Here is a 21,652-nt window from a genome sequence, read left to right as displayed (position 1 = left end):
TCCGCCTTTCAGCGTCATCGGTGATTTGTTGTGAGATACAACATAACCCGCTCGTACCCGCGTTCGCAAGCCCGTACCCGCGTGAGTCTGTCGGCGGCCCGGCGGGCGCCCCAGCTACCCGGTCGGTTCGGCTGTGCGATCCGACCGGTGTCGTCGATCGATCACGGCGTCGGGCCCTCGGTCGTCCCGCCGCAGGGTCCGCCGGCGGCCTCGAGCGCGACGCCCGGATGCAGGTGACCCGCCCGTTCGAACTCGTCCGAGACGCGGTGCCAGATCAGGTCGGTGGCGGCGCCCGAGATGGCCGCGGGCGGCGGCAGGGTGCCGTCGGCCATCGGCTCTGAACGGCGCGCCTGGTCGGCTGCGAACTCGGCCTCGATCTCGCCCGCGGTGATCGAGGCGATGAGCGGATCCCAATCATTCTCGATCAGGAACCTGCGCGCCTCCTCGGTGCGTCGGTCAACCTCATCATGAGAGACATCGTCGTAATGCTCTGAGTTGCGGTATTCAGGGACCACTCGAATCAACATCTCGCACAGTCCGAGATCGGCGCCATCGTCGAATGTGAACGTGCGCTGCGCCACGACATCGGGCGATCAGCCCACCCACCCGAAGACGGCGGGGCCGGCTGTGGCCGCCGTGATTCCGATGCCGAGTAGGCCTACGCCGATCGCCGATCCGCCGAGGATCCTGCGGAGCCGAGATCCGTTGCGGCGCTCGACCGCTCGCCCGACGGCGTCCCTCGCAACCGCTTCGGCCCATGCTGCGGCGGTCGGCTCGGAGCCCACCGCGCGTGGCGCAGCATCCCTTATCGCCTCATCCAGCCAGTCCATCGATCACCCCTTCGCCCCGTGCGTTCAACCAGCGCATGTCCGGACGGGCCCGATTCGTAACGGATGACACAGATTCCATGATCGCCGACCGCAGATCGAGATCATCGGATGTCGCTGACGCGCGCCGCGCGCCGACTCGATCTTCTGTCGACTCGATCGCTGAAGCACCGGCGGCACCCGCTCATCCCCGCGGTTCCCGACAGTTCCCCACAGGGTTGTCCACAGCGTTTTCCACAGGTTGCCCGCAAGGTTGTCCACGCGGTTTTCCACAGGGTTTTCCACAGTCTGTCGAATCTTCGTTCGAGTGTCGGTGGCTGCTGGGAGGATGTGGTCATGTCCGAACCGTTGCCCGACTTCGCTGGTATCACCGGTGCGTTGCGGGCGTTCGGGCTGACCCCGGCAGTGTTTCACGCGGCCGATGATCGGGCGTTGGTGGTCGCGCTCGAGACGATCTCGGTGTTGCGGCACGAGGTCGAGCGGCATCAGGCGCTCGCCGCGGCCGAACTCGCCCGCCGCTCCAGGGCCGGGTTCGGGCAGCAGGGGTTGGCGCGGCGTGACGGGCACACCTCGGCCGGGGCGATGCTGCAGTCGATCACGAGGTCGTCGAAGCGTGACGCGGCCGCGCTGGTCGCGGTGGGTGAGATGGTCGCCGACGTCGAGGCCGCCGCCGAACTCGACCGCCTGCGCCACGACGACCCCGACATCGCCGCCGTGCTGCCCGACGTGGCGCCGCCGTGGTTCGCAGCCCTCGGGGACGCCGTCGTCACCGGGCAGCTGACCGTCGCGGTCGCCGACGCGATCCGCTCGGGCCTGGGCGAACCCGGCGGCGACGCCGACGAGGGGTGCCTTCGAACCGAACTCGAGACCCTGATCCCCCTCTGCCGCACCGTGCATGCTGATGCGGCGCGGCGGGCCGCCCGGCAGGCCCGCGACCGCATCGACACCGCCGGGGTGACCGCTCGTGCCGAGGCGCAGCAGGTTGCGCAGTTCTGGCGGGCCTGGGTCAAACCCGATGGCATGGTCCGCGGCGAGTTCGAACTCGAACCCGAAGCCGGCATGTACGTGAAGGCGGTGTTCGACCAGCTCACCCACCCCCGCCTCATCGAACCCAAAGTGCGGCGCGGGTTCGGCGACCCGGTACACGGCGACCAGGCCTACGCCGACGCGAAAGCGACCCGCGAACGCAACGCCGCCGACGGGCTCGTGCAGTTGCTCCGCGCCGGCGCGAGCGTCGACCCGGGCCGGGTGCTGAACCTGCAGAAACCCTCGGTGCGTATCGTGGTCAACGAACACACCCTGACCACCGGGCACGGGTCGGGCATGCTCGAGGGCCACCCCGACCGCATCCCCCTCACCAACGTGCACACCGGCCTCTGCACCGGGTACCTGCCCATCCGATTCGGGGACCACGGCGAGTGTCTTGACCTGGGCCGTGACGAACGCCTCTTCACCCCGAAACAGAAGACCATCCTCGCCGTCCGTGACGGCGGCTGCCTCGACCCCGACTGCACGAGGCCCCCGTCCTGGTGCGAAGCCCACCACATCGACCACTGGGCCCGCGACGACGGCCGAACCGACCTCGCCGACGGCATCCTCCTCTGCCGAAGAGACCACTTGCGGCACCACAACCAAGGCTGGGAAGTCCGCCGCGACGGCACCACCTACTGGCTCATCCCACCACCCGGCATCGACCCCGAACAGACACCCCGGCTGATGCGACCCAAGACCCCCACCGACATCATCAACCCCATCGACCCGACGCGACTGCCCGCGGCGACGACCGCATCGCCTACCCGAATGCGAGAACATCCACCCGAGCGCGAACGCCTCACCTCGATCGCGGGGTAAAACTCTGCCTCCGACCAGCCCTACCACGGCCTGGGTTGCGTGAGGAACCTGCGCCCGATTTGGTGCTGGTCTGCGCCCGCGTTGGTAGTCGCTGCTCTGCGCCCGGGTTGGTAGTCGCGGCTCTGCGCCCGAGCTGGTAGTCGCTGGTCTGCGCCGAGTGGTTGCCGCTGGTCCACGCCCGAGTTCGTAGCCGCTGCCCTACGCCCGAGCCGGTAGTCGCTGGCCTACGCCCGAGTTGAGTCGCTGGCTGGCCTACGCCCGAGTTGAGTCGCTCGCTGGCCTACGCCCGAGTTGAGTCGCTGGCTGGCCTGCGCCCGAGTCCGTGGTCGCTGGTGCCCTCTGCTCATCAGCGCCGCTCCAGATCGGGCGCACGCCGCACACGGCCGCGTGAATCGACCGCAACTTTCGCGCTTAGACTTCGAAACATGAAAGCGCCCGCCGGCACCGACCGCATCACACTCGCTGAAGTGGCAGACGAGGCGGGCGTCTCCCTGTCGACGATCTCGAAGGTGCTGAACGGGCGATCGGATGTCTCCGCCGCAACTCGCGCGCGCGTCGAGGCCCTGCTCGCCGAGCGCGGCTACCAGCGGCGCGTGGGCCGTGCCGATGCGAAGTCCGACCTCATCGAGCTCGTCTTCCACGAGCTCGATCCGATCTGGTCGATGGAGCTCATAGAGGGCGTCGAGTCGGTCGCGAAAGCGCACGGCCTGAGTGTCGTGCTCACGGTGAGCGGCAGCCGCCACGCCCCCGACCCCGACTGGATCGAGGGCGTCATGCGCCGGCGACCGGTCGGCATCGTGCTCGTCTTCAGCGAGCTCGCGCCCGAATACCGCGAACGACTGCGCTCACGGGCCATCCCGGTCGTGATCGTCGACCCGGCCGGCGACCCGTCGCCCGACGTGCCGTCGGTGGGTTCGGCGAACTGGTCGGGCGGCCTCGCGGCCACCAGGCACCTCATCGATCTCGGCCATCGCCGCATTGCCGCGATCACCGGCCCCGCCGACATGATGTGTTCGCTCGCCCGCATCGACGGCTACCGTTCGGCGATGAACTCGGCCGGGCTCCCGATCGATCCGGCGTGGATCCGGTTCGGCAATTTCCACGCCACCGGCGGGCGCGACCGCGCGCGCGAGCTGCTCGCCCTCGCCGACCCGCCTACTGCGATCTTCGCGGGCAGCGACCTGCAAGCGCTCGGCGCGATCGACGCGGTGCGGGCGGCGGGCCTGCGGGTGCCCGACGACATCTCGATCGTGGGCTACGACGACATTCCGCTCGCGATGTGGATGACCCCGCGACTCACGACCGTACACCAGCCGCTGAAGCGCATGGGCGAAGAGGCCGCGCGCCTCGTCATCCGCCTCGCCGACGAGACACCGTCGACGACCCCCCGCATGGACCTCGCGACCAGCCTCGTCGTGCGCGACAGCACGGCACCGCCGGCCGGGTAGGGGTCGCCGGCTGGCGGGGGCTCTTGTCACCGCTGCGTCGAGCGTTTCGTCGGCTGCACCGGTGCGGATGTCGCGGTGCCGGGCTGGAGCCCGTTGAAGGTCGCGGTGACGACCACGGTGAGCGCGTGACCCACATCGGTTGCACACACCCGGTACTCCTTCTTCACCGCGCCGGGGATGTCGACCCGCCACGCTGCCACTGGAAGGCGAACCCGAGTCCATCGAGATCCCACTCGCCCGACGTCGCCGTGAGCGAACGACCCACGACCGCCTCGCCCGACACCGACGGTGCCACCACGTTCGCCGGCGCCCCCGGAGCGACCGTGCCGACGAGTTCGCCGATGCCCCGGCGGGCGGTTCCCTGGTGACGGGCAGCCGGTCGGGTCTAGCGGTTCTCGAAGTCCAGGTCAGTCGATGACGGATGCCTCCACCACGAGTTCGACCAACACCTCGGGGTGCAGGCGACGGGTGTGATCGAGCTCGCGGACCGGGCCGGTGAGCCGCACCGCCTGCGCGAACGGCAGGTCTGCGCTCGAGCGGCCGATGCTCAGCACGATGTCGCCCGGCTCGACGATGCGCCGGCCATCGCGACCCGTGAACGACGCGAGATCGGCGGGAACGGCGAATGACACGTCGGCCGCCGCGCCGGGCTCGAGCTCGACCCGGGCGTACCCGATCAATCGCTGCACCGGACGCACCACGCTCGCGACCGGATCGTGCAGGTAGAGCTGCACGACGTCGGCACCCGACCTGATGCCCGTGTTGCGTACGCGCAGCCGCACGGTCACGGTGCCGTCGGTCGCGATCTCGGCTGCGTCGCCGTCGAAGGCGTCCCACTCGAACTCGGAGTAGCCGAGTCCATGCCCGAACGGGAATGCAGCGGTCGGATCGACGTTCGACACGTCGCTCGCGCGAGCGAGCGGCGCTGCGAGGTACGTGGTCGGCTGCGAGCCGGCCCCGGCGGGGATGGACACGGGCAGGCGACCGCTCGGGTTGACGCGTCCGCTGAGCACGCCGGCGATTGCCGGAGCGCCCTCTTCACCCGCGAAGAACGCCTGCACGATCGCGGCCGACTCATGGACCGCCCGGCCCAGCGCGTACGGGCGTCCGGCCAGCAAGGTCAGCACCGCGGGGGTGCCGGTGTCGAGCACTGCGTCGACGAGCTGTTGCTGCGCGCCCGGCAGGTCGAGCGACTCGGCGTCGCAGCCCTCGCCGCTCGTGCCGCGGCCGAACAGGCCGGCACGGTCGCCGAGCGCAAGGATCGCCACGTCTGCGGATGCCGCGACCGCGGCCGCCTCGGCGATGCCATCGGTCTCGCCGCCGTCGACGCTGGTGCCGCGCGCCCAGCGGATCTCACTGTCGGGGAACTCGGCCTGGAGTGCCTCGAGCAGCGTCGGGATGCGGATGCCGAGTTCGACACCGGGGTGCTGCGAGACCACGTGCGTGGGGAACGAGTAGCACCCGAGCATCGCGTAGGGGTCGGCGAGGTTCGGGCCGACCACGGCGATCACCCCGGGTGTCGCGAGCGGCAGTGAGCCGTCGTTGCGCACGAGCACGATGGCGCGTTCGGCGAGTTCGCGGGCGAGAGCCCGGTTGCCGGCCGAGTCGAGGTCGACGGTGCCGCGCAGGCCGTCGGCGTGCGACACGTCGACGTCGGTGCGTGTCAGGTCGACCTCGGCGAGCGCGAGCGGCACCGGCGACCAGTCGGCATCGAGCAGGCCGAGCTCGGCCTTCTGCCGAAGCACGCGGCGCAGTGCCGTGTCGATGAGCGACACGTCGACCGCACCCGCTTCGACTGCGAGCCGCAGCGGCTCGCCGAAGGTCTTCACGGTCGGCAGCTCGACGTCGATGCCGGCGTCGAGCGCGGCCTCTGCAGCCTCGGCCCAAGTGCCGGCAGTGCCATGAAGCAGCTTGAGGAACGCGATCGTGAAGTAGTCGGCGACCACCGTGCCGTCGAAGCCCCAGGTCTCGCGCAGCAGCTCGGTGAGCAGCGTGCGGTCGCCCGCCGACGGCACGCCGTCGAGGTCGGTGTACGCGTTCATCACGCTGCGCACGCCCCCCTCGCGCACCGCCATCTCGAACGGCGGCAGCAGCACGTCGGCGAGTTCACGCGGCCCGATCGAGACCGGAGCGAGGTTGCGGCCGGCCTTCGACGCCGAGTAGCCGACGAAGTGCTTGAGGGTCGCGATGACACCGGCCGACTCGAGCCCGCGCACATACGCGGTGCCGACCGTGCCGACGAGGTAGGGGTCCTCGCCGATCGTCTCTTCGACTCGGCCCCAGCGCGCGTCGCGCACGACGTCGAGCACCGGCGCCAGGCCCTGGTGCACGCCGACCGAGCGCATGTCGTCGCCGATGCGCCGCGCCATCCGCTCGACGATCTCGGGGTCGAACGTCGCGCCCCACGACAGCGGAATCGGGTACGCGGTGGCGCCCCACGCGGCGAACCCCGCGAGGCACTCCTCATGTGCGAGGGCCGGAATGCCGAACCGGTTCGCGGCGACGATACGCTGCTGCGTTCGAGCGAGCGAGAGTGCACCCACCGCGGCATCGACCGGAGCCGTGCCGAACGGCCGGGTGAGCTGGCCGAGCCCCGACGGCAGCAGCTCGTCGAGGTCGACGTCGTCGTTCAGGTCGTGCTGGTGCGGGGCGACATCGCCGCCGCCGTCGTCGGAGGCACCGACCCACACCCCGTAGAGCTGCGCGAGCTTCTCGTCGAGCGTCATCTCGGCCATGAGCGCGTCGACGCGCTCGTCGAGGCCACGCGCAGGGTCTGCCCACGGGGCATCCGTCATTCGATCGTTCAACGTCGTCATCCCTTCACCGCCCCCTGCAGGCCACCGACGATGCGCTTCTCGGCCACCGTGAAGAACAGGATCGCGGGGAGCATCGCGAGCGCTGTGTAGGCGAGCACACCCGTGGTGTCCTGCCCATATGCCGTGGAGTAGAACTGCACGCCGAGCGGCAGGGTGTAGTTGTCGATGCCGGCGCCGCCGGCCTGCAGCACGAACAGCGGCAGGAGATAGGCGTTCCAGCTTCCGACGAACGCGAGCACGCCGACCGTCATGAGACCCGGCATCGAGAGTGGCAGCAGGATGCGCCAGAAGAATCCGACCCGACTCGTGCCGTCGACCAATGCGGCGTCTTCGAGTTCGACCGGGATGGCTCGCAGGAACGGGGTGAGGATGATGATCGTCAACGGCAGCGCGAACGCCACCTGGGGGACGATGAGCCCCCACCAGTTGCCGAAGAGGCCCATCTGCCGCAGCAACACCGTCAGCGGCAGGATCGAGATCGTGAGCGGGAACAGGAGCCCGGTCGTGAACAGCGCGTACAGCAACCCGCGGCCCCTGAACTCGTAACGTGCGATCACGAACGCGGCCATGACGCCGAGCAGCATGACGCCGATGGTCGTGCCCAGGGCCGTCACGGTGCTCGCGAGCACCTGGTTCCAGAAGCTGGAGTCGCCCAGCACCCGTGCATAGTTCTCGACCGTCCACGGGTTCGGCATGCCGGCCGGATCGGTGAAGAAGTCGGGGTTGGTGCGGAAGCCCGAGATGAAGACGTAGATCACGGGGCCGATCGCGACGGCCACGACGGCGAGCGCGACGACGTAGACGACCGGTTGACTCCAGTCGATGCGGCCCTGGCCGGCACGGCGCCTCGGGGCGGATGCCGTCGATGCGGGCGGGGTGGCGGCGTTGGCGGTGGTGGCGGTGGTGGCGGTCACTTGCGTTTCCCTCCCGTGAGCGAACCCTCGAGGTCGCGGCGCAGCGCGAACCGCTGGTAGCCGAGCGCGATGAAGAGCGAGATGAAGAACAGGACGACGGCGACGGCGCTGCCGAAGCCGATCTGCGAGACGTTCAGGCCGTACTTGACCATGTAGACCGCCATCGTGGACGACGCATTGAGCGGTCCGCCGCCGGTGACGATCCACACCATGTCGAAGAGCTGCAGCGAGCCGATGATCGACAGGAACGCCCAGATGCGGATGGTCGGTCCGAGCAGCGGCACGGTGATGTACCACTGGGTCTTCCACCAGCCGGCGCCGTCGAGGGAGGCCGCTTCGTAGAGCTCTTCGGGCACACCCGCGAGGCCGGCGAGCATGAGGATGATCGCGAGACCCAGGTACTTCCAGGTGAGGATGCCGAACATCGTCCACATCACCACGTTCGGGTCGGCCAGCCACGCCGGAGGCTCCTGGATGCCGATCGCCTGCAGCATGGTGTCGACCGGACCCCAGCGCGTGGGCGGAACCGACTGCAGCAGGATCTGCCACGCGAGGCCGGCGGTGACCTCGCTGAGCACGTACGGCACGAAGATGAGGGCGCGCAGCAGCCCGCGGAAGCGCAGGCGCCGGTTCATGAGCAGCGCGACGAGGATCGCGATCGGCCCCTGGATGAGCAGGGACATCACGATGATGAAGAAGTTGTTGAAGACCGAGGTGTGGAACACCGGATCGGTCAGCAGCCTGGCGTAGTTGTCGAGGCCGATGAATCGGTCGAGTGGGCCGAGGCCGTTCCAGTTGAAGAAGCTGTAGTACGCCGCCAGCGCCACGGGAAGCAGGACGAAGACCACGTAGACGATCACGGCCGGCCCGACGAAGAGGGCGACCTCGCGGCGCTGACCGGCGGGGACCCGGTTGCGGCGCCTCTTGATGGGTGCAGGGGCCGGGCCCGCGGAAACCGCGGGCCCGGTCGTTTCGGTTGCAATCATGAGCTAGAGCGTGGCAGCCGCGGCGTTCATCGCCTCGGGAATCTGCTCCGGCGTTCCGCTGCCGAACATCAGGTTCACGATGGCGTCGTTCATCGCCTGGCCGATGACGGGGCCGTACTGCGTGTCGAGCCAGGTCACGACGAGCGAGGCGTTGACCGTGCCTTCGGCGATCTGCTTGAGCACAGGGTCGGTGATGCCCGCTTCGGCGCCTGCGACCGTCGGGATCTCGCCCGTCGCGGCGAAGCGCGTCTGCACGTCTTCGCTCATGACGTACTCGAGCAGCTCGAGCGTCTCGTCGGGAGCGTCGACGTAGACGCCCCACGCGTCGCCGGAGCCGAGGGCTGCCCCGGGCTCACCCTCGGCGCCCTCGATGTCGGGCACGGGCATCCACGAGAGCCACTCGGGTGCCGGCGGGTTCTCGGCGGGTGCGCCCGGAACGAGCTTCGCCACCTCGCCACGGTGCCAGGTGCCCATGAGCTCCATCGCCGTCGTCTGCGCGGCGAGCAGGCCCGCCGAGCTGTTCGGCACGCTCTGGGCCGGGGTGCTCGTGGGGTTCGCCTGGAACGGCAGGTCGCCATCGAACTCATCCATCCACGACTTCAGGTTCTCACCGGCCTCGACGAAGCAGGGGTCGCTGAAGTCGAGCGTCTCAGCCGCCTCCTTCAGCGAGTCGCCCGAGCAGGTCTTGATGGCGAACTGGTACCACCAGTGGGCGGCCGGCCAGCCGTCGCCCGCGCCGACGCCGATCGGCGAGACGCCCGAATCGGCGAGCTTGCCGATCGCTTCGCCGAACTCGTCGAACGTGGCCGGGGTCTCGGGTGACCCCCGCCTGCTCGAACTGGTCGGCGTTGTACCAGATGCCCTCGATGCCGAAGCGGTAGGGGATGCCGTACTGCTTGCCGTCGACATTCCAGCCGGTGCCCGCACCGCCCACGCTCTCGACGACGTCGGTGAGCCCGCTGAGGTCCTTGAGGTAGCCGGCCTCGACCTGGGACTTGATCTCGCCCTCGGCCCAGACCATGAACAGGTCGGGGGCGGCGTCGCCGCCCGCCTGCAGGGCGTTCGGAATGAGGGTGCGCTGGAGGTCTTCGTTCTGGAAGGCCTCGACCTCGACCGTGACTCCGGGGTGGTCGGCCTCGAACTCGCTCGCGACCTCCTCCCAGAAGGACTTCAGCGGTTCGCCGGTGCCGTTGTGCCACCACGTGAGCGTGACGTCGCCGCCAGTCTCTTCTGTACCGCCGGAGCCGGTCGCACAACCACTGAGGGCGGCGACGGCGAGGCCCGCGGCGGCGGTGAGCGCGACGAGCCTGGAGGTGCTGCGTCTGTTCATCATTGAACCTCTCGAAAGTTTCGACCATTGTGTCGAAAGTGATCTGGACGTGTTGAATATACGTCCATTCGGATTTGGGGTCAAGCGCAACAAATACCGGCGCGCCCAATGTGATCAAGCCGTGACCCCGCCTAGAGTTGACCCGTGACAGACCGGGCAGGCACCTTCGACGGCGTCCACCGTCGAAACCTCTCGAAAGTGCTCGGCCACGTGCACCTCGAGGGGCCGCTCTCGCGCGCCCGCCTGACCGCGATGACGGGCCTCAACCGGTCGACGGTCGCCTCGCTCGTCGCCGAGCTCAACGCGCAGGGACTCACGATCGAGCAGGCTCCCGACCCCACCAACCGGGTCGGCCGCCCCTCCCCCGTCGTCGCGCCCGATCCGCGCGTGCTCGCGATCGCCGTCAACCCCGAGGTCGACGCCATCACGATCGCCGCGGTCGGCATCGACGGCGGCATCCGCGCACGTGAGCGCATCGAGGTCGACCACCTGCCCACGCCCGCCGAGACCGCCGAACTCGTGGCATCCGCCCACGACCGCTGGCGCACCGGCCCATTGCGTGACGCGCGGATCGTCGGCGTCGGCCTGGCCGTACCCGGTCTGGTGCGTGCGAGCGACGGGCTCGTACGGTTCGCACCGCACCTGCTGTGGTCGGATGTCCCGATCCGCGCCATCGTCGAAACCGCCACGGGTCTGCCCACCGCGGTCGGCAACGACGCCAGCCTCGGCGCGGTCGCCGAGCACCTGTTCGGCGCCGGACGTGGCGTCGACGACATGGTCTACCTCAACGGCGGCGCGAGCGGCATCGGCGGCGGGCTCATCGTGCATGGGGTGCCGGTCGGCGGATCGGCCGGCTATGCCGGAGAGTTCGGCCAGAACCGTCCGGGCATCGACCCCGCCGGCGATCGACGGGCCACCGGCGGCGTGCTCGAAGACGAGGTGAGCCGCGCCCGCCTGCTCGAGGTCGTCGGGCTCGACCACGGCGACGAGCCGGCACTCGCGGCCGCCCTCGCCGCGGCCGACTCCCCTGCAGTCACCGACGAGGTCGAGCGGCAGCTGCGCATCCTCGCCACCGCGCTCTGCAACGCCGTGAACGTGCTGAACCCCTCGCTCGTCGTGCTCGGCGGATTCCTCGCCACGCTCGCCGAACGCGACCTCGGCGCGCTCGAGCGTGCGGTCGCGGAACAGGCGATGCCCGCGGCATCCGAGGGCCTGTCGATTCGGGTGGCCGCACTCGGCGAGAACCGCCTGCTCATCGGGGCGGCCGAGATCGCCTTCGCCGACCTGCTCGCCGACCCGCTCGGTCGCTGACCGCGCCCCCGCGCTCAGCGCGGCGCGAACGCGTTGCGGAACATCGTGCGCGCCCGTTCGGCCATCGCGTGCCGCTCATCGGCTTCGGATCGCGCGAGCACGTCGGCGAGCATGGAGATCGCCAGCAGTACGTCTGCGGTCTCGACGTGCTCGCCGATGCGGCCGGCGGCGTGTTCGCGGGCGAGCAGCTTTTCGACGAGCGCGTTGAGCCGGGCGCCGATGTGCGCGACCCGCTCGTCGTTCACGTTGGTCCAGATGAGGTCGATGAACGCCGTCGAGACGAGCGCCTGCTCGATCACGTCGTCCAACAGGTCGTTGAGCGTCGCGTCGGGCGCGGCGACCGCGGCCTCGAGCTGGTCGAGATTCTCGTCGAACACGGCAACGGCGAGGGCGATGCGATCGGGGAAGTGCCGGTAGAGACTGCCCTGGCCGACGCCCGCCTTCTTGGCCACCGCATTGAACGGCGCCTGCAGTCCGTCGGCGGCGAACACCTCGCGCGCTGCCGCGATGAGGGCGCGCCGATTCTCGGGGCCCGCGCTCGGTCCGCGGTTGACCTTACGGGTCCCTGAGAGATTCTTCGCATTCTCAGGCACGGGTGTTAGCGTACTACCGGACACAGCTGTCCGGTATCTGAGCGAAGGAAGCACCGAACCATGACCCCCAAGACCCTCACCGGCGACGACTCCATCAAGAGCTGGCTCGAGCACCCCGTCGGCGGCCCCATCATCCGCGACCTGCTCGCGCAGTCGGGCCAGGACCCCGATGTGCTGCGACCCGTGCAGCGACTCGCGATCAAGCGCCTCGTCAAGCTCAGCAAGGGCACGTTCAGCCAGCAGATGGTCGACGAGCTGGTCGCGCGCGCCGCCGCCGGCGACGTGCCGTCGGGTTCGGATGTCCCTGCCACGGCCGGTGGCGTGGAAGCCGAGGCCGACGCGGCGGAGCCCCCGACCGCCGTCGAGCGCTCCGAGTGGGTCGAGCGCATCGACCAGGGCCGCTTCACCGGCAAGTCCATCGTCGTCACGGGTGCCGGCTCGGGCATCGGCCGCGCGACGGCGTCACGTATCGCCCGTGAGGGCGGCCGTGTAGTCGCCGTCGACGTGTCGCAGGAGCGCCTCGACGAGTTCGCCGGCGAGCACTCCGGCGCCGACATCGTCACCCTCGTCGCCGACATCACCGACGACGCCAAGGTCGCCGAGATCGTCGCGGCCGCCGGCGACCGCATCGACGGCCTCGCGAACATCGCCGGGATCATGGACGACATGACACCCATCGGCGAGCTCACCGACGCGATGTGGAAGCGCGTGTTCTCGGTGAATGTCGACGGCACCATGAAGCTCATGCGCGCCGTCGTGCCGACGATGCTCGCGCAGGGCGCCGGTTCCATCGTGAACACGGCGAGCGAGGCCGCACTGCGCGGCTCGGCCGCGGGCGTCGCCTACACGGCGTCGAAGCACGCCGTCGTCGGCCTCACCAAGTCGACCGCGTTCATGTACGGCCCGAGCGGCCTGCGCGTGAACGCCGTGGCACCGGGCGCGACGATCACGAACATCGAGGCGACGTTCGCCTCACCCCTCGGCGCGCAGCGCGTGCGCCAGGCGATGGCGATCCTTCCCGACGCCGCCGAGGCCGAGGCCCTCGCAGCGTCGATCACCTTCCTGCTGAGCGATGACGGTGTGAACGTCAACGGCGTCGTGCTCGCGAGCGACGGCGGTTGGTCGGCGGCCTGAGCGCCCGTTCGCCATCCACTGCTGACCGCCGGGGTGACTGCGTCACGTGGTCACGGCCACGCCGTCACCGCACGATTCGCGAGTCACCCCGAATTGCCGCACGCGGCGCGCCCGCCCGACCATTCGGGGTGAGTCGGTGCTACGCGGCCACGGGCACTCGCTCGGGTACGTCGCGCTACTCGACCACCGGGCGCGACGCGGTGACGTCGAGCAGTTGCGACAATTGGCCGAGCGCGCCGGGCACGAGCTTGTAGTAGGCCCAGGTACCGCGCTTGCTGCGGCTGAGGAAGCCGGCCTCCATGAGGATGCGCAGGTGGTGCGACACCGTGGGCTGGCTGAGGCCGACCGGCTCGATCAGGTCGCACACGCACGCCTCTTCGCCCTCGGACGCAGCAACGATCGAGACGAGCCGGAGTCGCGTGGGGTCGGCGAGGGCCTTGAGCTTGCGGGCGAGGTCTTCGGCACGATCGGCATCGATCGCCTCGCGCGTCAACGGGGTGCAGCAGGCAGCGGCATCGGCCGCGACATCGGTGACCTGCAGCATCGTTATGCTCATGCGACCATGCTACCTCAATATTGACAACCTTCGATATAGTGGCCAGACTCAATATCGAAGAACATCGATGCCCTTGGAGGAACACCTGCCATGACCCTGATCGACCTCACCGTGCCGAGCCTGCGGCAACGCGGCCTCGACTCCTTGCCCGTCGCGATCATCGGGGCCGGCCCGATCGGCCTGGCCGCGGCGGCGAACCTCGTCGAACGGGGCATCGACTTCGTGATCTACGAGTCCGGCGACGAGGTCGGGGCGAACATTCGGCAGTGGGGCCACACGCGCCTGTTCTCCCCGTGGAGGCATGTCGTCGACCCGGCGTCCCAGCGCCTGCTCGAGCCGACCGGGTGGCGGCTTCCCTCACCCGACCGACTTCCCACCGGCGCTGAGCTCGTCGAGCAATACCTCGAACCGCTCGCCCGGCTCGAGCCGATCGCCTCGCGCATCCACACCGGCGCCGCCATCGTCGCCGTCACCCGCCAGGGCATGGATCGCACCCGCACCGCTCGCCGTGCACAGACGCCGTTCCTGCTCCGCGTGCGCACCGCCGCAGGCGTCGACGAGTTCACCGCCCGAGCGGTCATCGACGCATCGGGCACCTACGATCACCCGAACAGCCTCGCGTCCAGCGGGCTCGAGCCGCTCGGGCTCGCCGATGTCGCCGGCCGGGTCAGTCACGCGCTGCCCGATGTACTCGGCCGCGACCGAGCCGCCTTCGCCGGCCGGCACATCACGGTCGTCGGCGCCGGTCACTCGGCGGCCAACACGCTCATCGCCCTGGCCGAGCTGGCCGAGCACGAAGTGGGTACGCGAGTCGACTGGCTCATCCGCAACGCCAATGCGGTGCGGGTCACGACCTCCGACGACGACGAACTCGCGGCCCGCGCGACGATCGGGCGCCGGGTCGATGCGCTCGTGGCGTCGGGTCGCATCACCGTGGTCGACCGGTTCGAGATCGTGCGCCTCGCCCGTAGCGAAGACGGCGTGCGACTCATCGGCGCCCGCGACGGCGAACTCGTCGAGCACGAGACCGACATCGTCGTGAATGCCACCGGGTTCCGGCCGAACCTCGACATCCTGCGTGAGATCCGCCTCGAACTCGACGAGATCGTCGAGGCGCCCAAGCGACTCGCCCCGCTGATCGACCCGAACGTGCACAGCTGCGGCACGGTCGAGCCGCACGGATTCGCCGAGTTGCAGCATCCCGAACCGGGCTTCTTCCTTGCCGGAATGAAGAGCTACGGCCGAGCGCCGACCTTCCTGCTCGCCACCGGCTACGAGCAGGTGCGCTCGATCACGGCGTGGCTCGGCGGAGACGTCGCCGCGGCAAGCCAGGTCGAACTCGTGCTCCCCGCCACCGGGGTGTGTTCGACCGGTGGTTCGGCGGCCTCGGGCTGCTGCTGACTGCCGAAGACACCCGTCTCAGACCGTGCGCAGCAGCAGGTAGATGAGCAGCAGCGGCCCCCCGACGATGAGCAGCGCCCAAGCACCCACCGCGGCCCACAACAGGTACGCGAGCAGTGCGACCAGCAACACGAGCAGCACCACGGTGATCCAACTCACGAACGGGATGACCCTGCCGATCCAATCGAAGAACCTCGACTTCTGCGCGCTGGGGCCGGTGGGTTTCTCATCATCTGCACGCGGGGCGGCGACGGGCGTCGGCTCGCCGTTCGTCTCTGGGCCCGTGCCTGCGAGGTGCGGGGGCTTGCCCTCCTTCAGGAACGTGGCGATCTCAACCCGACGCATGGTGCTCGAGGTGCTGAGCGCCGCCGAATGGCCACCGGCGTACCGCATCGCATCCTGGCTGACGATGCTCTCGGCGTTGACGAAGCCGACGGTGCCGCCGGGCCCGACGTCGCGATTGAACGGCTTCAGGCCCGACAGGAAAGCTGCCAGCACCCCAACGGGGATGTCCGTGCGCGCGCGCTCGTTGTGCACGGCACCCTGTCGCCAGCGGCGCGTACCGTCTTTCATGTTGAGGTAGGAGCCGACCTGGCGGCGTTCCCTGAGCAGCTCCCAGTCGTACGAGGGGTTCAGCACGGTGCCGGCGAGCAGGATCGTGCGGAACCGCACCGCCGGAACGCGCAGCATCGACCGCCCCATCATGTAGGTGCCGTTCGAGTGGCCGAGGAACGCGAAGTTGTCGGGGTCGTGCGTGACCGCGAGGTCGCCGTACTTCTCGAGGAAGTCGTGCGACTTGCGGTTTCGCACGAACGGCAGCGCGAACTCGAAGGCCGAGAAGTAGCCGGTGTCGGGAGCGACGATCCTCGCCCCGGTCTTCGCGAGCTCTTCGCGCATGGTCTCGACCCAGTCGTCGTCGGCAGACGCCCGGATGCCGTGGAAGATGAAGTACACACGCTGCGTGCTGATGCGCGAGACGGGCGGGGTGGGCTGCTCGTCGCCGAAGATGGCGCGCGCCAGGGTCGGCCAGCGGCGCTTCGCGTCGTCGTCCGTGCGCACGTCGACCAGGCCGGCGTGGTCGGTGCCGTCGAGCCGGAACGTCGCCGTGTTGGGCAGCCAGTCACTGTCCTTGAGGTCTTCGCCGATCACGAGGGGGTCGTCGACGCCGATCACCTCGGCCACATAGGGCCACATCTGCGCCGGGATGTCGCGGAACGCGTCGAGCCATCGGAGGCGCAGGTTCGTCACCCAGTACCCGCCGGCCTTCGCGTGTTCGATGCCGAAGTCGGCGAACGGCGTGGCGAGGGCGTACAACGCCTTCAGGAAGTGGACGCCCTCGCGGAACTTGAATCCGCCGTTCGGCACGCCGAGCAGCACGATGCGGTCGAGCTTGGCCGGCCACTCCGACGGTGAACCGCTGTCGTACCCCAGGCCCTTCAACCACGCCGAGCGCGCGATGAGCCCGCCGAGGCTGTGCCCGATAAGGGTGATGTCGTCCACGTCACGTGCCTGGCGCTCGATGAACGCGTTGAGGTTCCTGGCCGCCCGGTCGGGGGTTTCCCGAACGCTCCACGGCCTCACCGGCTGTTCGAACTTCTCGACCCTCGCGCCCCGGGGCGCGGCACCGGTGATCCTCTGAATGAGCGCGTCGCTGCGGTCGCGTCCGATGCCGGGCACGAAGACGATCAGTCGCGTGCGTGGCTCGGTCGCGACATCCGTCGGCTCGCTCGTCGTCATGAGCCTGAGAATTCCACAGGAGCGCGCTGAATGGAACAGGGCCGGCACGCAGACTGGAACCGACCCGATGAGAAGGAGACGAAGTGAGCACGTGGACCGAGGACGAACTGCGCCGCGTCGGCGACGCCGAGGAGTTGAGGGTCGCGTCGTACCGCCGCGACGGCTCACTGCGACCGTACGTGATCATCTGGGTCGTGCGCGTCGGGGATGACCTGGTCATCCGGTCGGCCTACGGCCCCGACAACGGCTGGTACCGGCGGGCGAAGGCGAGCGGCCGCGGAAGGATCCGCGCCGGCGGCGTCGAGCGCGACGTCGAGTTCGCCGATGCCGCCTCCGACAGCCCTGCCGCGCATGCCGCGATCGACGCCGCGTACCACGCGAAGTACGACCGCCACGGTCCGCGCATCGTGGGTACGGTCGTCGGCGACCAGGTGATCGAGACGACGTTCCGGCTGGTTCCGTCCGGCTCGTAACCCTTCGCAGGGGTTACTCCGTCATCGGGTCGTTTCTGACGCGGAGTTCCGCGCTCAGGCGGTTCAGCGGCGAACCGCGTGTGGCGGCGTCGACGTCGAGCCGGTCGGCGCAGCGATGTCCCCGCCGATCTCGACCACCCGGTTCGCGGCGTCGACGTGCACGACCGTCGGAGCCCATTCGGTGATCTCGACATCGTCGACGTGAGCATAGGAGATGACGATGACGAGGTCGCCCACTCCGACCAGGTGCGCCGCCGCACCGTTGATCCCGATCACGCCCGACCCGCGCTCCCCCTCGATCACGTAGGTCTCGAGCCGTGCACCGTTCGTCACGTCGACGACGGCCACCTGTTCGCCGGGCACGAGGTCAGCGGCATCCAGCAGGTCGCGGTCGACCGTCAGCGACCCGACGTAGTGCAGATCGGCATGCGTCACGGTCGCACGGTGGATCTTCGACTTGAGCATGGTGCGGAGCATGAGGGTGTCGTCCTATCGCCGGCAGGGGGAGGCCAAATTCGAGTATGCCGTCGCATCCCTGCACGACGCGCAACAGGACGCCACAGGGGAAGAGCCTCATCGTGGTGCGCGAGGGGGGACTTGAACCCCCACACCCTTGCGAGTACTGGCACCTGAAGCCAGCGCGTCTGCCAATTCCGCCACTCGCGCACGTGTGGTCGCACCGTGGTGCGTCCAACCACGAGAGACTAACATCTCCGGGGCGGCAACACCATTCGAGCACGGCACCCTTGGCAGTCCCTCAGAGTCTGAAGCTGACCTCGCGCTCGCCCGCCGCACCGCAATAGCATCGACGTACGGGTTCTGGCGCCCACGACCATTGCGACCGAAAGGACCGCCCCCGTGACCCTTCCCCCCTCGACTCCCACGACCCCGAGGGCTCCCGCCGACACCGATCTCAGCGGCATCCGCGGCTACCTGTTCGATCTCGACGGCGTGCTCACGCCCACGGCGATCGTGCACATGCACGCCTGGGCGCGGCTCTTCACGCCCTACCTCGAGCAGCACGGGGCCGCCCCCTATCGCGAGGCCGACTACTTCGCGCACATCGACGGCAAGCCCCGCTACGACGGGGTGCGCAGCCTGCTCGCGAGCCGCGACATCCGCATTCCCGAGGGCGAGGTGAGCGACGCGCCCACCGAAGACACCGTGCACGGACTCGGCAATCGCAAGAACGAGGCCTTCAACGAGACCCTGGCCGACGAGGGCGTCGCCCCCTACCCGGCGAGCGTCGCGTTCCTCGATGCGGTGCAGGCGAGCGGATGCCTCGTGGCCGTGGTCTCGAGCTCGAAGAACGCACCGGCCGTGCTCGAGGCCGCCGGGCTCGCCGACCGGTTCGAGGTCGTCGTCGACGGCGCGGTCGCCGCGCGCGAGGGGCTGCCGGGCAAACCCGCCCCCGACACGTTCGAGCGCGCGGCCGCGCTGCTCGGGCTGCCGACCTCGGCCTGCGCAATCGTCGAAGACGCCGAGTCGGGGGTCAGGGCGGGTGCCGCAGGTGACTTCGGCATCGTCATCGGGGTCGACCGCGGCGTCGGGCGTGACGCGCTCGTCGAACTCGGCGCCGAGGTCGTCGTCGACGAACTCGACGAGCTCATCCCGTTCGTCGGTCGAGTAGCGACGAAGGAGCGTATCGAGACCAGCCAGTCCGGCACCGGGTCTCGATACGGCGCTGGGGCGCCTACTCGACCGACAGATCCGACCCGAGAGGAGCACGCATGAGGTTCGCCGACGGCGACCCGCTGAACCGCAGCCGGTTCCCGATCGACGAGTGGTCGCTCATCGAGACCGAGTTCGTCGAGACCGACATGGGTCGCACCGAGACGCTGTTCGCGGTCGGCAACGGCTACCTCGGCCTGCGCGGCAACGTCGAAGAGGGCCGTGACGGCCACATGCACGGCACGTTCATCAACGGATTCCACGAGACCTGGCCCATCCGCCACGCCGAAGAGGCGTTCGGGTTCGCGCGCGTCGGGCAGACCATCGTGAACGCGCCCGACGCGAAGATCATCCGGCTCTACGTCGACGACGAACCGCTCGTGCTCACCGAGGCCGAGCTGCTCTCATACGAACGCCGCCTCGACTTCAGGCTCGGCGCGCTCAGCAGGTCGATCGAGTGGCGCACGCCCGCGGGCAAGCGCGTGCTCATCACGAGCCGGCGCATGACGAGCTTCACCGACCGGCACCTCGCCGTCATCGACTACGAGGTCGAGCTGCTCGACGCCGACGCGGCGGTCACCGTCTCGAGCCAGATCCTCAACCGTCAAGACGGGCGTGACGAGTACCGCGGCGGCGTGCTCGAGGCCCCCGGCGCGTTCGACCCGCGCAAGGCCGAGCAGTTCATCGACCGGGTGCTGCAGCCGCGAGTCACCCGAGACAACGACGGCCGATACATCCTCGGCTACCAGTGCACGAACTCGGGCATGACCCTCGCCGTCGGCGCCGAGCACTCGATCACGACCGACAACTCCTTCACCGAGACGGGCGCGATCGGCGACGACCTCGCGAAGCACGTGTACCGGGTGCAGGCCAAGCAGGGCATGCCGATCCGCATCACCAAGACCGTCAGCTACCACACGGCGCGCAAGGTGCCGGCGCGCGAACTCGTCGACCGTTGCGACCGCACCCTCGACCGGGCGGCCGAGCTGGGGGTCAGCGAGCTCTTCACCCAGCAGCGCGCATGGCTCGATGACTACTGGGAGCGCACCGACGTCGAGATCGCCGAGCAACCGGCACTGCAGCAGGCGACGCGGTGGAACCTCTTCCAGCTCGCGCAGGCCACCGCGCGCACCGACGGCGGCGGTGTGGCTGCCAAGGGCGTGAGCGGCTCGGGCTACGGCGGCCACTACTTCTGGGACAGCGAGGTCTACGTGCTGCCCTTCCTCACCTACACGGCGCCGATCGTGGCGCGCAACGTGCTGAGGTTCCGGCACCGCATGCTCGAGGCGGCCCGCGCTCGCGCGCTCGAACTCAACCAGAGGGGTGCCCTGTTCCCGTGGCGCACCATCAACGGGCAGGAGTCGAGCGCGTACTACGCCGCGGGCACCGCGCAGTACCACATCGACGCCGACATCGCGTATGCGCTGTGCCAGTACGTCGCGGCGACGGGCGACACCGACTTCCTGGGGCGCGGCGCGATCGACATCCTCGTCGAGACCGCCCGCATGTGGGAAGACCTCGGCTTCTGGCGGTCGAACGCCGACGACGTGTTCCACATCCACGGTGTCACCGGCCCCGACGAGTACACGACCGTCGTGAACGACAACCTCTACACCAATGTCATGGCGCGCGCGAACCTCTCGGCCGCGGCACTGGCCATCGACAACCTGCAGGTGCACGACGCGATCGCCTACCACCGGCTCGTCGAGCGGCTCGGCGTCACGCCGGGCGAGGTCGCGAGCTGGCGGCGCGCTGCCGCCCACATGCACATCCCGTTCGACGAGCAGCTCGGCATCCACCCTCAAGACAGCGCGTTCCTGCAGAAGGAGCTGTGGGACCTCGAGAACACCCCCGACGACCGCCGCCCCCTGCTGTTGCACTACCACCCGCTCGTCATCTACCGGTTCCAGGTGCTCAAGCAGGCAGATGTCGTGCTCGCGCTCTACCTGCAGGGCGACCGCTTCACCGACGCCGCGAAACGCGCGAACTTCGAGTACTACGATCCGCTGACCACCGGCGACTCCACGCTGTCGGCCGTCGTGCAGTCGATCATCGCGGCCGAGGTCGGCTACCACGAGCTGGCGCTGCGGTACTTCCGCGCGGCGCTGTTCGTCGACCTCGCCGACCTGCACAACAATGCCGCCGACGGCGTGCATGTCGCGTCGACGGGAGGCGTGTGGTCGACCCTGGTGTCGGGGTTCGGCGGATTCCGCGACCACAACGGCGTCTTCACGTTCGACCCGCGGCTGCCTGACGCGTGGCAGCGGCTCACGTTCCGGCTCACGCTGCGCGGCACGCGCCTGCGCGTCGACCTCAAGCCCGACGAGATCACGTTCACCGTCGAGATCGGCGACGAGGCGACGATGAAGGTGCGCGGCGCCGACTACGTCGTCTCGCCGCACTCCCCGGTGACGGTCGCGCTCGACGGTCAGGGGCCGCGGTTGCACGGATCGCCGACGATGCAGGATGTCGCGGGCTCGCGCCGCGCCGACGGTACTCTGCTCACGGCGTCGATACCGGCACTGTCGCTCGACACCGAAGACCTCGAGACCGTGATTCCGATCGACTGATCGGCGTGTGCACAGGCCTTCGGGCTACCATGTC

The 21,652-nt window shown here is 69.3% G+C and carries 19 protein-coding genes, 1 tRNA gene and 1 pseudogene; 8 read left to right on the top strand and 13 right to left on the bottom strand.

Translation table 11 applies throughout. From position 1 onward, the window contains the following. Nucleotides 1-161: 161 nt before the first annotated feature. Both ABD164_RS02615 and ABD164_RS02610 read right to left on the bottom strand, forming a co-directional pair. Nucleotides 162-581: a hypothetical protein gene (locus ABD164_RS02615; protein ID WP_344293088.1), complete on the bottom strand. Its 420-nt coding sequence runs from the start codon at nucleotides 579-581 to the stop codon at nucleotides 162-164. A 12-nt stretch (nucleotides 582-593) separates the two neighbouring features. Then, on the bottom strand, nucleotides 594-830 hold the full coding sequence (locus ABD164_RS02610) for a hypothetical protein (RefSeq protein WP_344293086.1): 237 nt from the start codon (nucleotides 828-830) through the stop codon (nucleotides 594-596). A gap of 333 nt (nucleotides 831-1,163) precedes the next feature. On the opposite strand from ABD164_RS02610, the gene ABD164_RS02605 reads away from it, so the two are divergent. After that, entirely contained in the window at nucleotides 1,164-2,678 is a 1,515-nt protein-coding gene (locus ABD164_RS02605; protein WP_344293084.1) for an HNH endonuclease, read from the top strand. Nucleotides 2,679-3,103: 425 nt separating this feature from the next. Beyond that, nucleotides 3,104-4,126, top strand: coding sequence for a LacI family DNA-binding transcriptional regulator (locus tag ABD164_RS02600; RefSeq protein WP_344293082.1), 1,023 nt, complete (start codon nucleotides 3,104-3,106; stop codon nucleotides 4,124-4,126). Nucleotides 4,127-4,152: 26 nt separating this feature from the next. Here ABD164_RS02600 and ABD164_RS02595 read toward each other — a convergent pair whose 3' ends face one another. From ABD164_RS02595 to ABD164_RS02570, 6 genes and pseudogenes are all read right to left on the bottom strand, one after another. Next, entirely contained in the window at nucleotides 4,153-4,326 is a 174-nt protein-coding gene (locus ABD164_RS02595) for a hypothetical protein (protein ID WP_344293080.1), read from the bottom strand. 207 nt (nucleotides 4,327-4,533) lie between these two features. Beyond that, nucleotides 4,534-6,942: a beta-xylosidase/alpha-l-arabinosidase gene (locus tag ABD164_RS02590; RefSeq protein WP_344293078.1), complete on the bottom strand. Its 2,409-nt coding sequence runs from the start codon at nucleotides 6,940-6,942 to the stop codon at nucleotides 4,534-4,536. Beyond that, nucleotides 6,939-7,856: a carbohydrate ABC transporter permease gene (locus tag ABD164_RS02585; protein WP_344293076.1), complete on the bottom strand. Its 918-nt coding sequence runs from the start codon at nucleotides 7,854-7,856 to the stop codon at nucleotides 6,939-6,941. Before ABD164_RS02585 ends, ABD164_RS02590 begins: the two co-directional genes overlap by 4 nt. Further along, nucleotides 7,853-8,842: a carbohydrate ABC transporter permease gene (locus ABD164_RS02580; protein WP_344293074.1), complete on the bottom strand. Its 990-nt coding sequence runs from the start codon at nucleotides 8,840-8,842 to the stop codon at nucleotides 7,853-7,855. Before ABD164_RS02580 ends, ABD164_RS02585 begins: the two co-directional genes overlap by 4 nt. Nucleotides 8,843-8,845: 3 nt before the next feature. Continuing rightward, on the bottom strand, nucleotides 8,846-9,751 hold the full coding sequence (locus ABD164_RS02575) for an extracellular solute-binding protein (protein WP_344293072.1): 906 nt from the start codon (nucleotides 9,749-9,751) through the stop codon (nucleotides 8,846-8,848). Then, a pseudogene (locus tag ABD164_RS02570) lies at nucleotides 9,666-10,172 on the bottom strand (ABC transporter substrate-binding protein); the annotation flags it as partial. The pseudogene ABD164_RS02570 and the gene ABD164_RS02575, both read right to left, overlap by 86 nt. 144 nt (nucleotides 10,173-10,316) lie before the next feature. Between ABD164_RS02570 and ABD164_RS02565 the strand changes: the two are divergent. Beyond that, entirely contained in the window at nucleotides 10,317-11,483 is a 1,167-nt protein-coding gene (locus tag ABD164_RS02565; protein ID WP_344293070.1) for an ROK family transcriptional regulator, read from the top strand. Nucleotides 11,484-11,497: 14 nt separating this feature from the next. On the opposite strand, the gene ABD164_RS02560 is transcribed toward ABD164_RS02565, so the two are convergent. Next, on the bottom strand, nucleotides 11,498-12,076 hold the full coding sequence (locus ABD164_RS02560) for a TetR family transcriptional regulator (protein WP_344293068.1): 579 nt from the start codon (nucleotides 12,074-12,076) through the stop codon (nucleotides 11,498-11,500). Between the two features lie 60 nt (nucleotides 12,077-12,136). On the opposite strand from ABD164_RS02560, the gene ABD164_RS02555 reads away from it, so the two are divergent. Further along, nucleotides 12,137-13,210: an SDR family NAD(P)-dependent oxidoreductase gene (locus ABD164_RS02555; protein ID WP_344293066.1), complete on the top strand. Its 1,074-nt coding sequence runs from the start codon at nucleotides 12,137-12,139 to the stop codon at nucleotides 13,208-13,210. Between the two features lie 175 nt (nucleotides 13,211-13,385). Here ABD164_RS02555 and ABD164_RS02550 read toward each other — a convergent pair whose 3' ends face one another. Then, nucleotides 13,386-13,766 carry an ArsR/SmtB family transcription factor gene (locus tag ABD164_RS02550; RefSeq protein WP_344293064.1) on the bottom strand — a complete coding sequence of 127 codons (381 nt, stop codon included), beginning with the start codon at nucleotides 13,764-13,766 and terminating at the stop codon, nucleotides 13,386-13,388. A 90-nt stretch (nucleotides 13,767-13,856) separates the two neighbouring features. On the opposite strand from ABD164_RS02550, the gene ABD164_RS02545 reads away from it, so the two are divergent. After that, on the top strand, nucleotides 13,857-15,167 hold the full coding sequence (locus ABD164_RS02545) for an NAD(P)-binding domain-containing protein (RefSeq protein ID WP_344293062.1): 1,311 nt from the start codon (nucleotides 13,857-13,859) through the stop codon (nucleotides 15,165-15,167). Nucleotides 15,168-15,185: 18 nt separating this feature from the next. On the opposite strand, the gene ABD164_RS02540 is transcribed toward ABD164_RS02545, so the two are convergent. Further along, complete coding sequence (locus ABD164_RS02540; protein WP_344293060.1) at nucleotides 15,186-16,904, bottom strand: lipase family alpha/beta hydrolase; 1,719 nt, start codon at nucleotides 16,902-16,904, stop codon at nucleotides 15,186-15,188. A gap of 83 nt (nucleotides 16,905-16,987) precedes the next feature. Here ABD164_RS02540 and ABD164_RS02535 point away from each other — a divergent pair, with 83 nt between their 5' ends. Beyond that, the gene (locus tag ABD164_RS02535; RefSeq protein WP_344293058.1) at nucleotides 16,988-17,377 is read left to right on the top strand and encodes a DUF2255 family protein; all 390 of its coding nucleotides are present in this window, start codon (nucleotides 16,988-16,990) and stop codon (nucleotides 17,375-17,377) included. Between the two features lie 63 nt (nucleotides 17,378-17,440). Here the strand turns inward: ABD164_RS02535 and panD are convergent, their stop codons facing one another. Both panD and ABD164_RS02525 read right to left on the bottom strand, forming a co-directional pair. Next, nucleotides 17,441-17,854: an aspartate 1-decarboxylase gene (panD, locus tag ABD164_RS02530; RefSeq protein ID WP_344293056.1), complete on the bottom strand. Its 414-nt coding sequence runs from the start codon at nucleotides 17,852-17,854 to the stop codon at nucleotides 17,441-17,443. Nucleotides 17,855-17,956: 102 nt separating this feature from the next. Beyond that, nucleotides 17,957-18,043, bottom strand: a tRNA-Leu gene (locus ABD164_RS02525). Between the two features lie 192 nt (nucleotides 18,044-18,235). Between ABD164_RS02525 and ABD164_RS02520 the strand changes: the two genes are divergently transcribed. Continuing rightward, the gene (locus ABD164_RS02520; protein ID WP_425545886.1) at nucleotides 18,236-19,111 is read left to right on the top strand and encodes an HAD family hydrolase; all 876 of its coding nucleotides are present in this window, start codon (nucleotides 18,236-18,238) and stop codon (nucleotides 19,109-19,111) included. After that, nucleotides 19,108-21,618, top strand: coding sequence for a glycoside hydrolase family 65 protein (locus ABD164_RS02515; RefSeq protein ID WP_344293054.1), 2,511 nt, complete (start codon nucleotides 19,108-19,110; stop codon nucleotides 21,616-21,618). The genes ABD164_RS02520 and ABD164_RS02515 overlap by 4 nt, the downstream gene beginning before the upstream one ends. Nucleotides 21,619-21,652: the final 34 nt, after the last annotated feature.

The sequence above is a fragment of the Agromyces neolithicus genome (assembly GCF_039529735.1).
Taxonomy (GTDB): Bacteria; Actinomycetota; Actinomycetes; order Actinomycetales; family Microbacteriaceae; genus Agromyces; species Agromyces neolithicus.
Note: the sequence above shows the minus strand (reverse complement) of the source record. Positions and strands in the feature narration are given on the sequence as shown.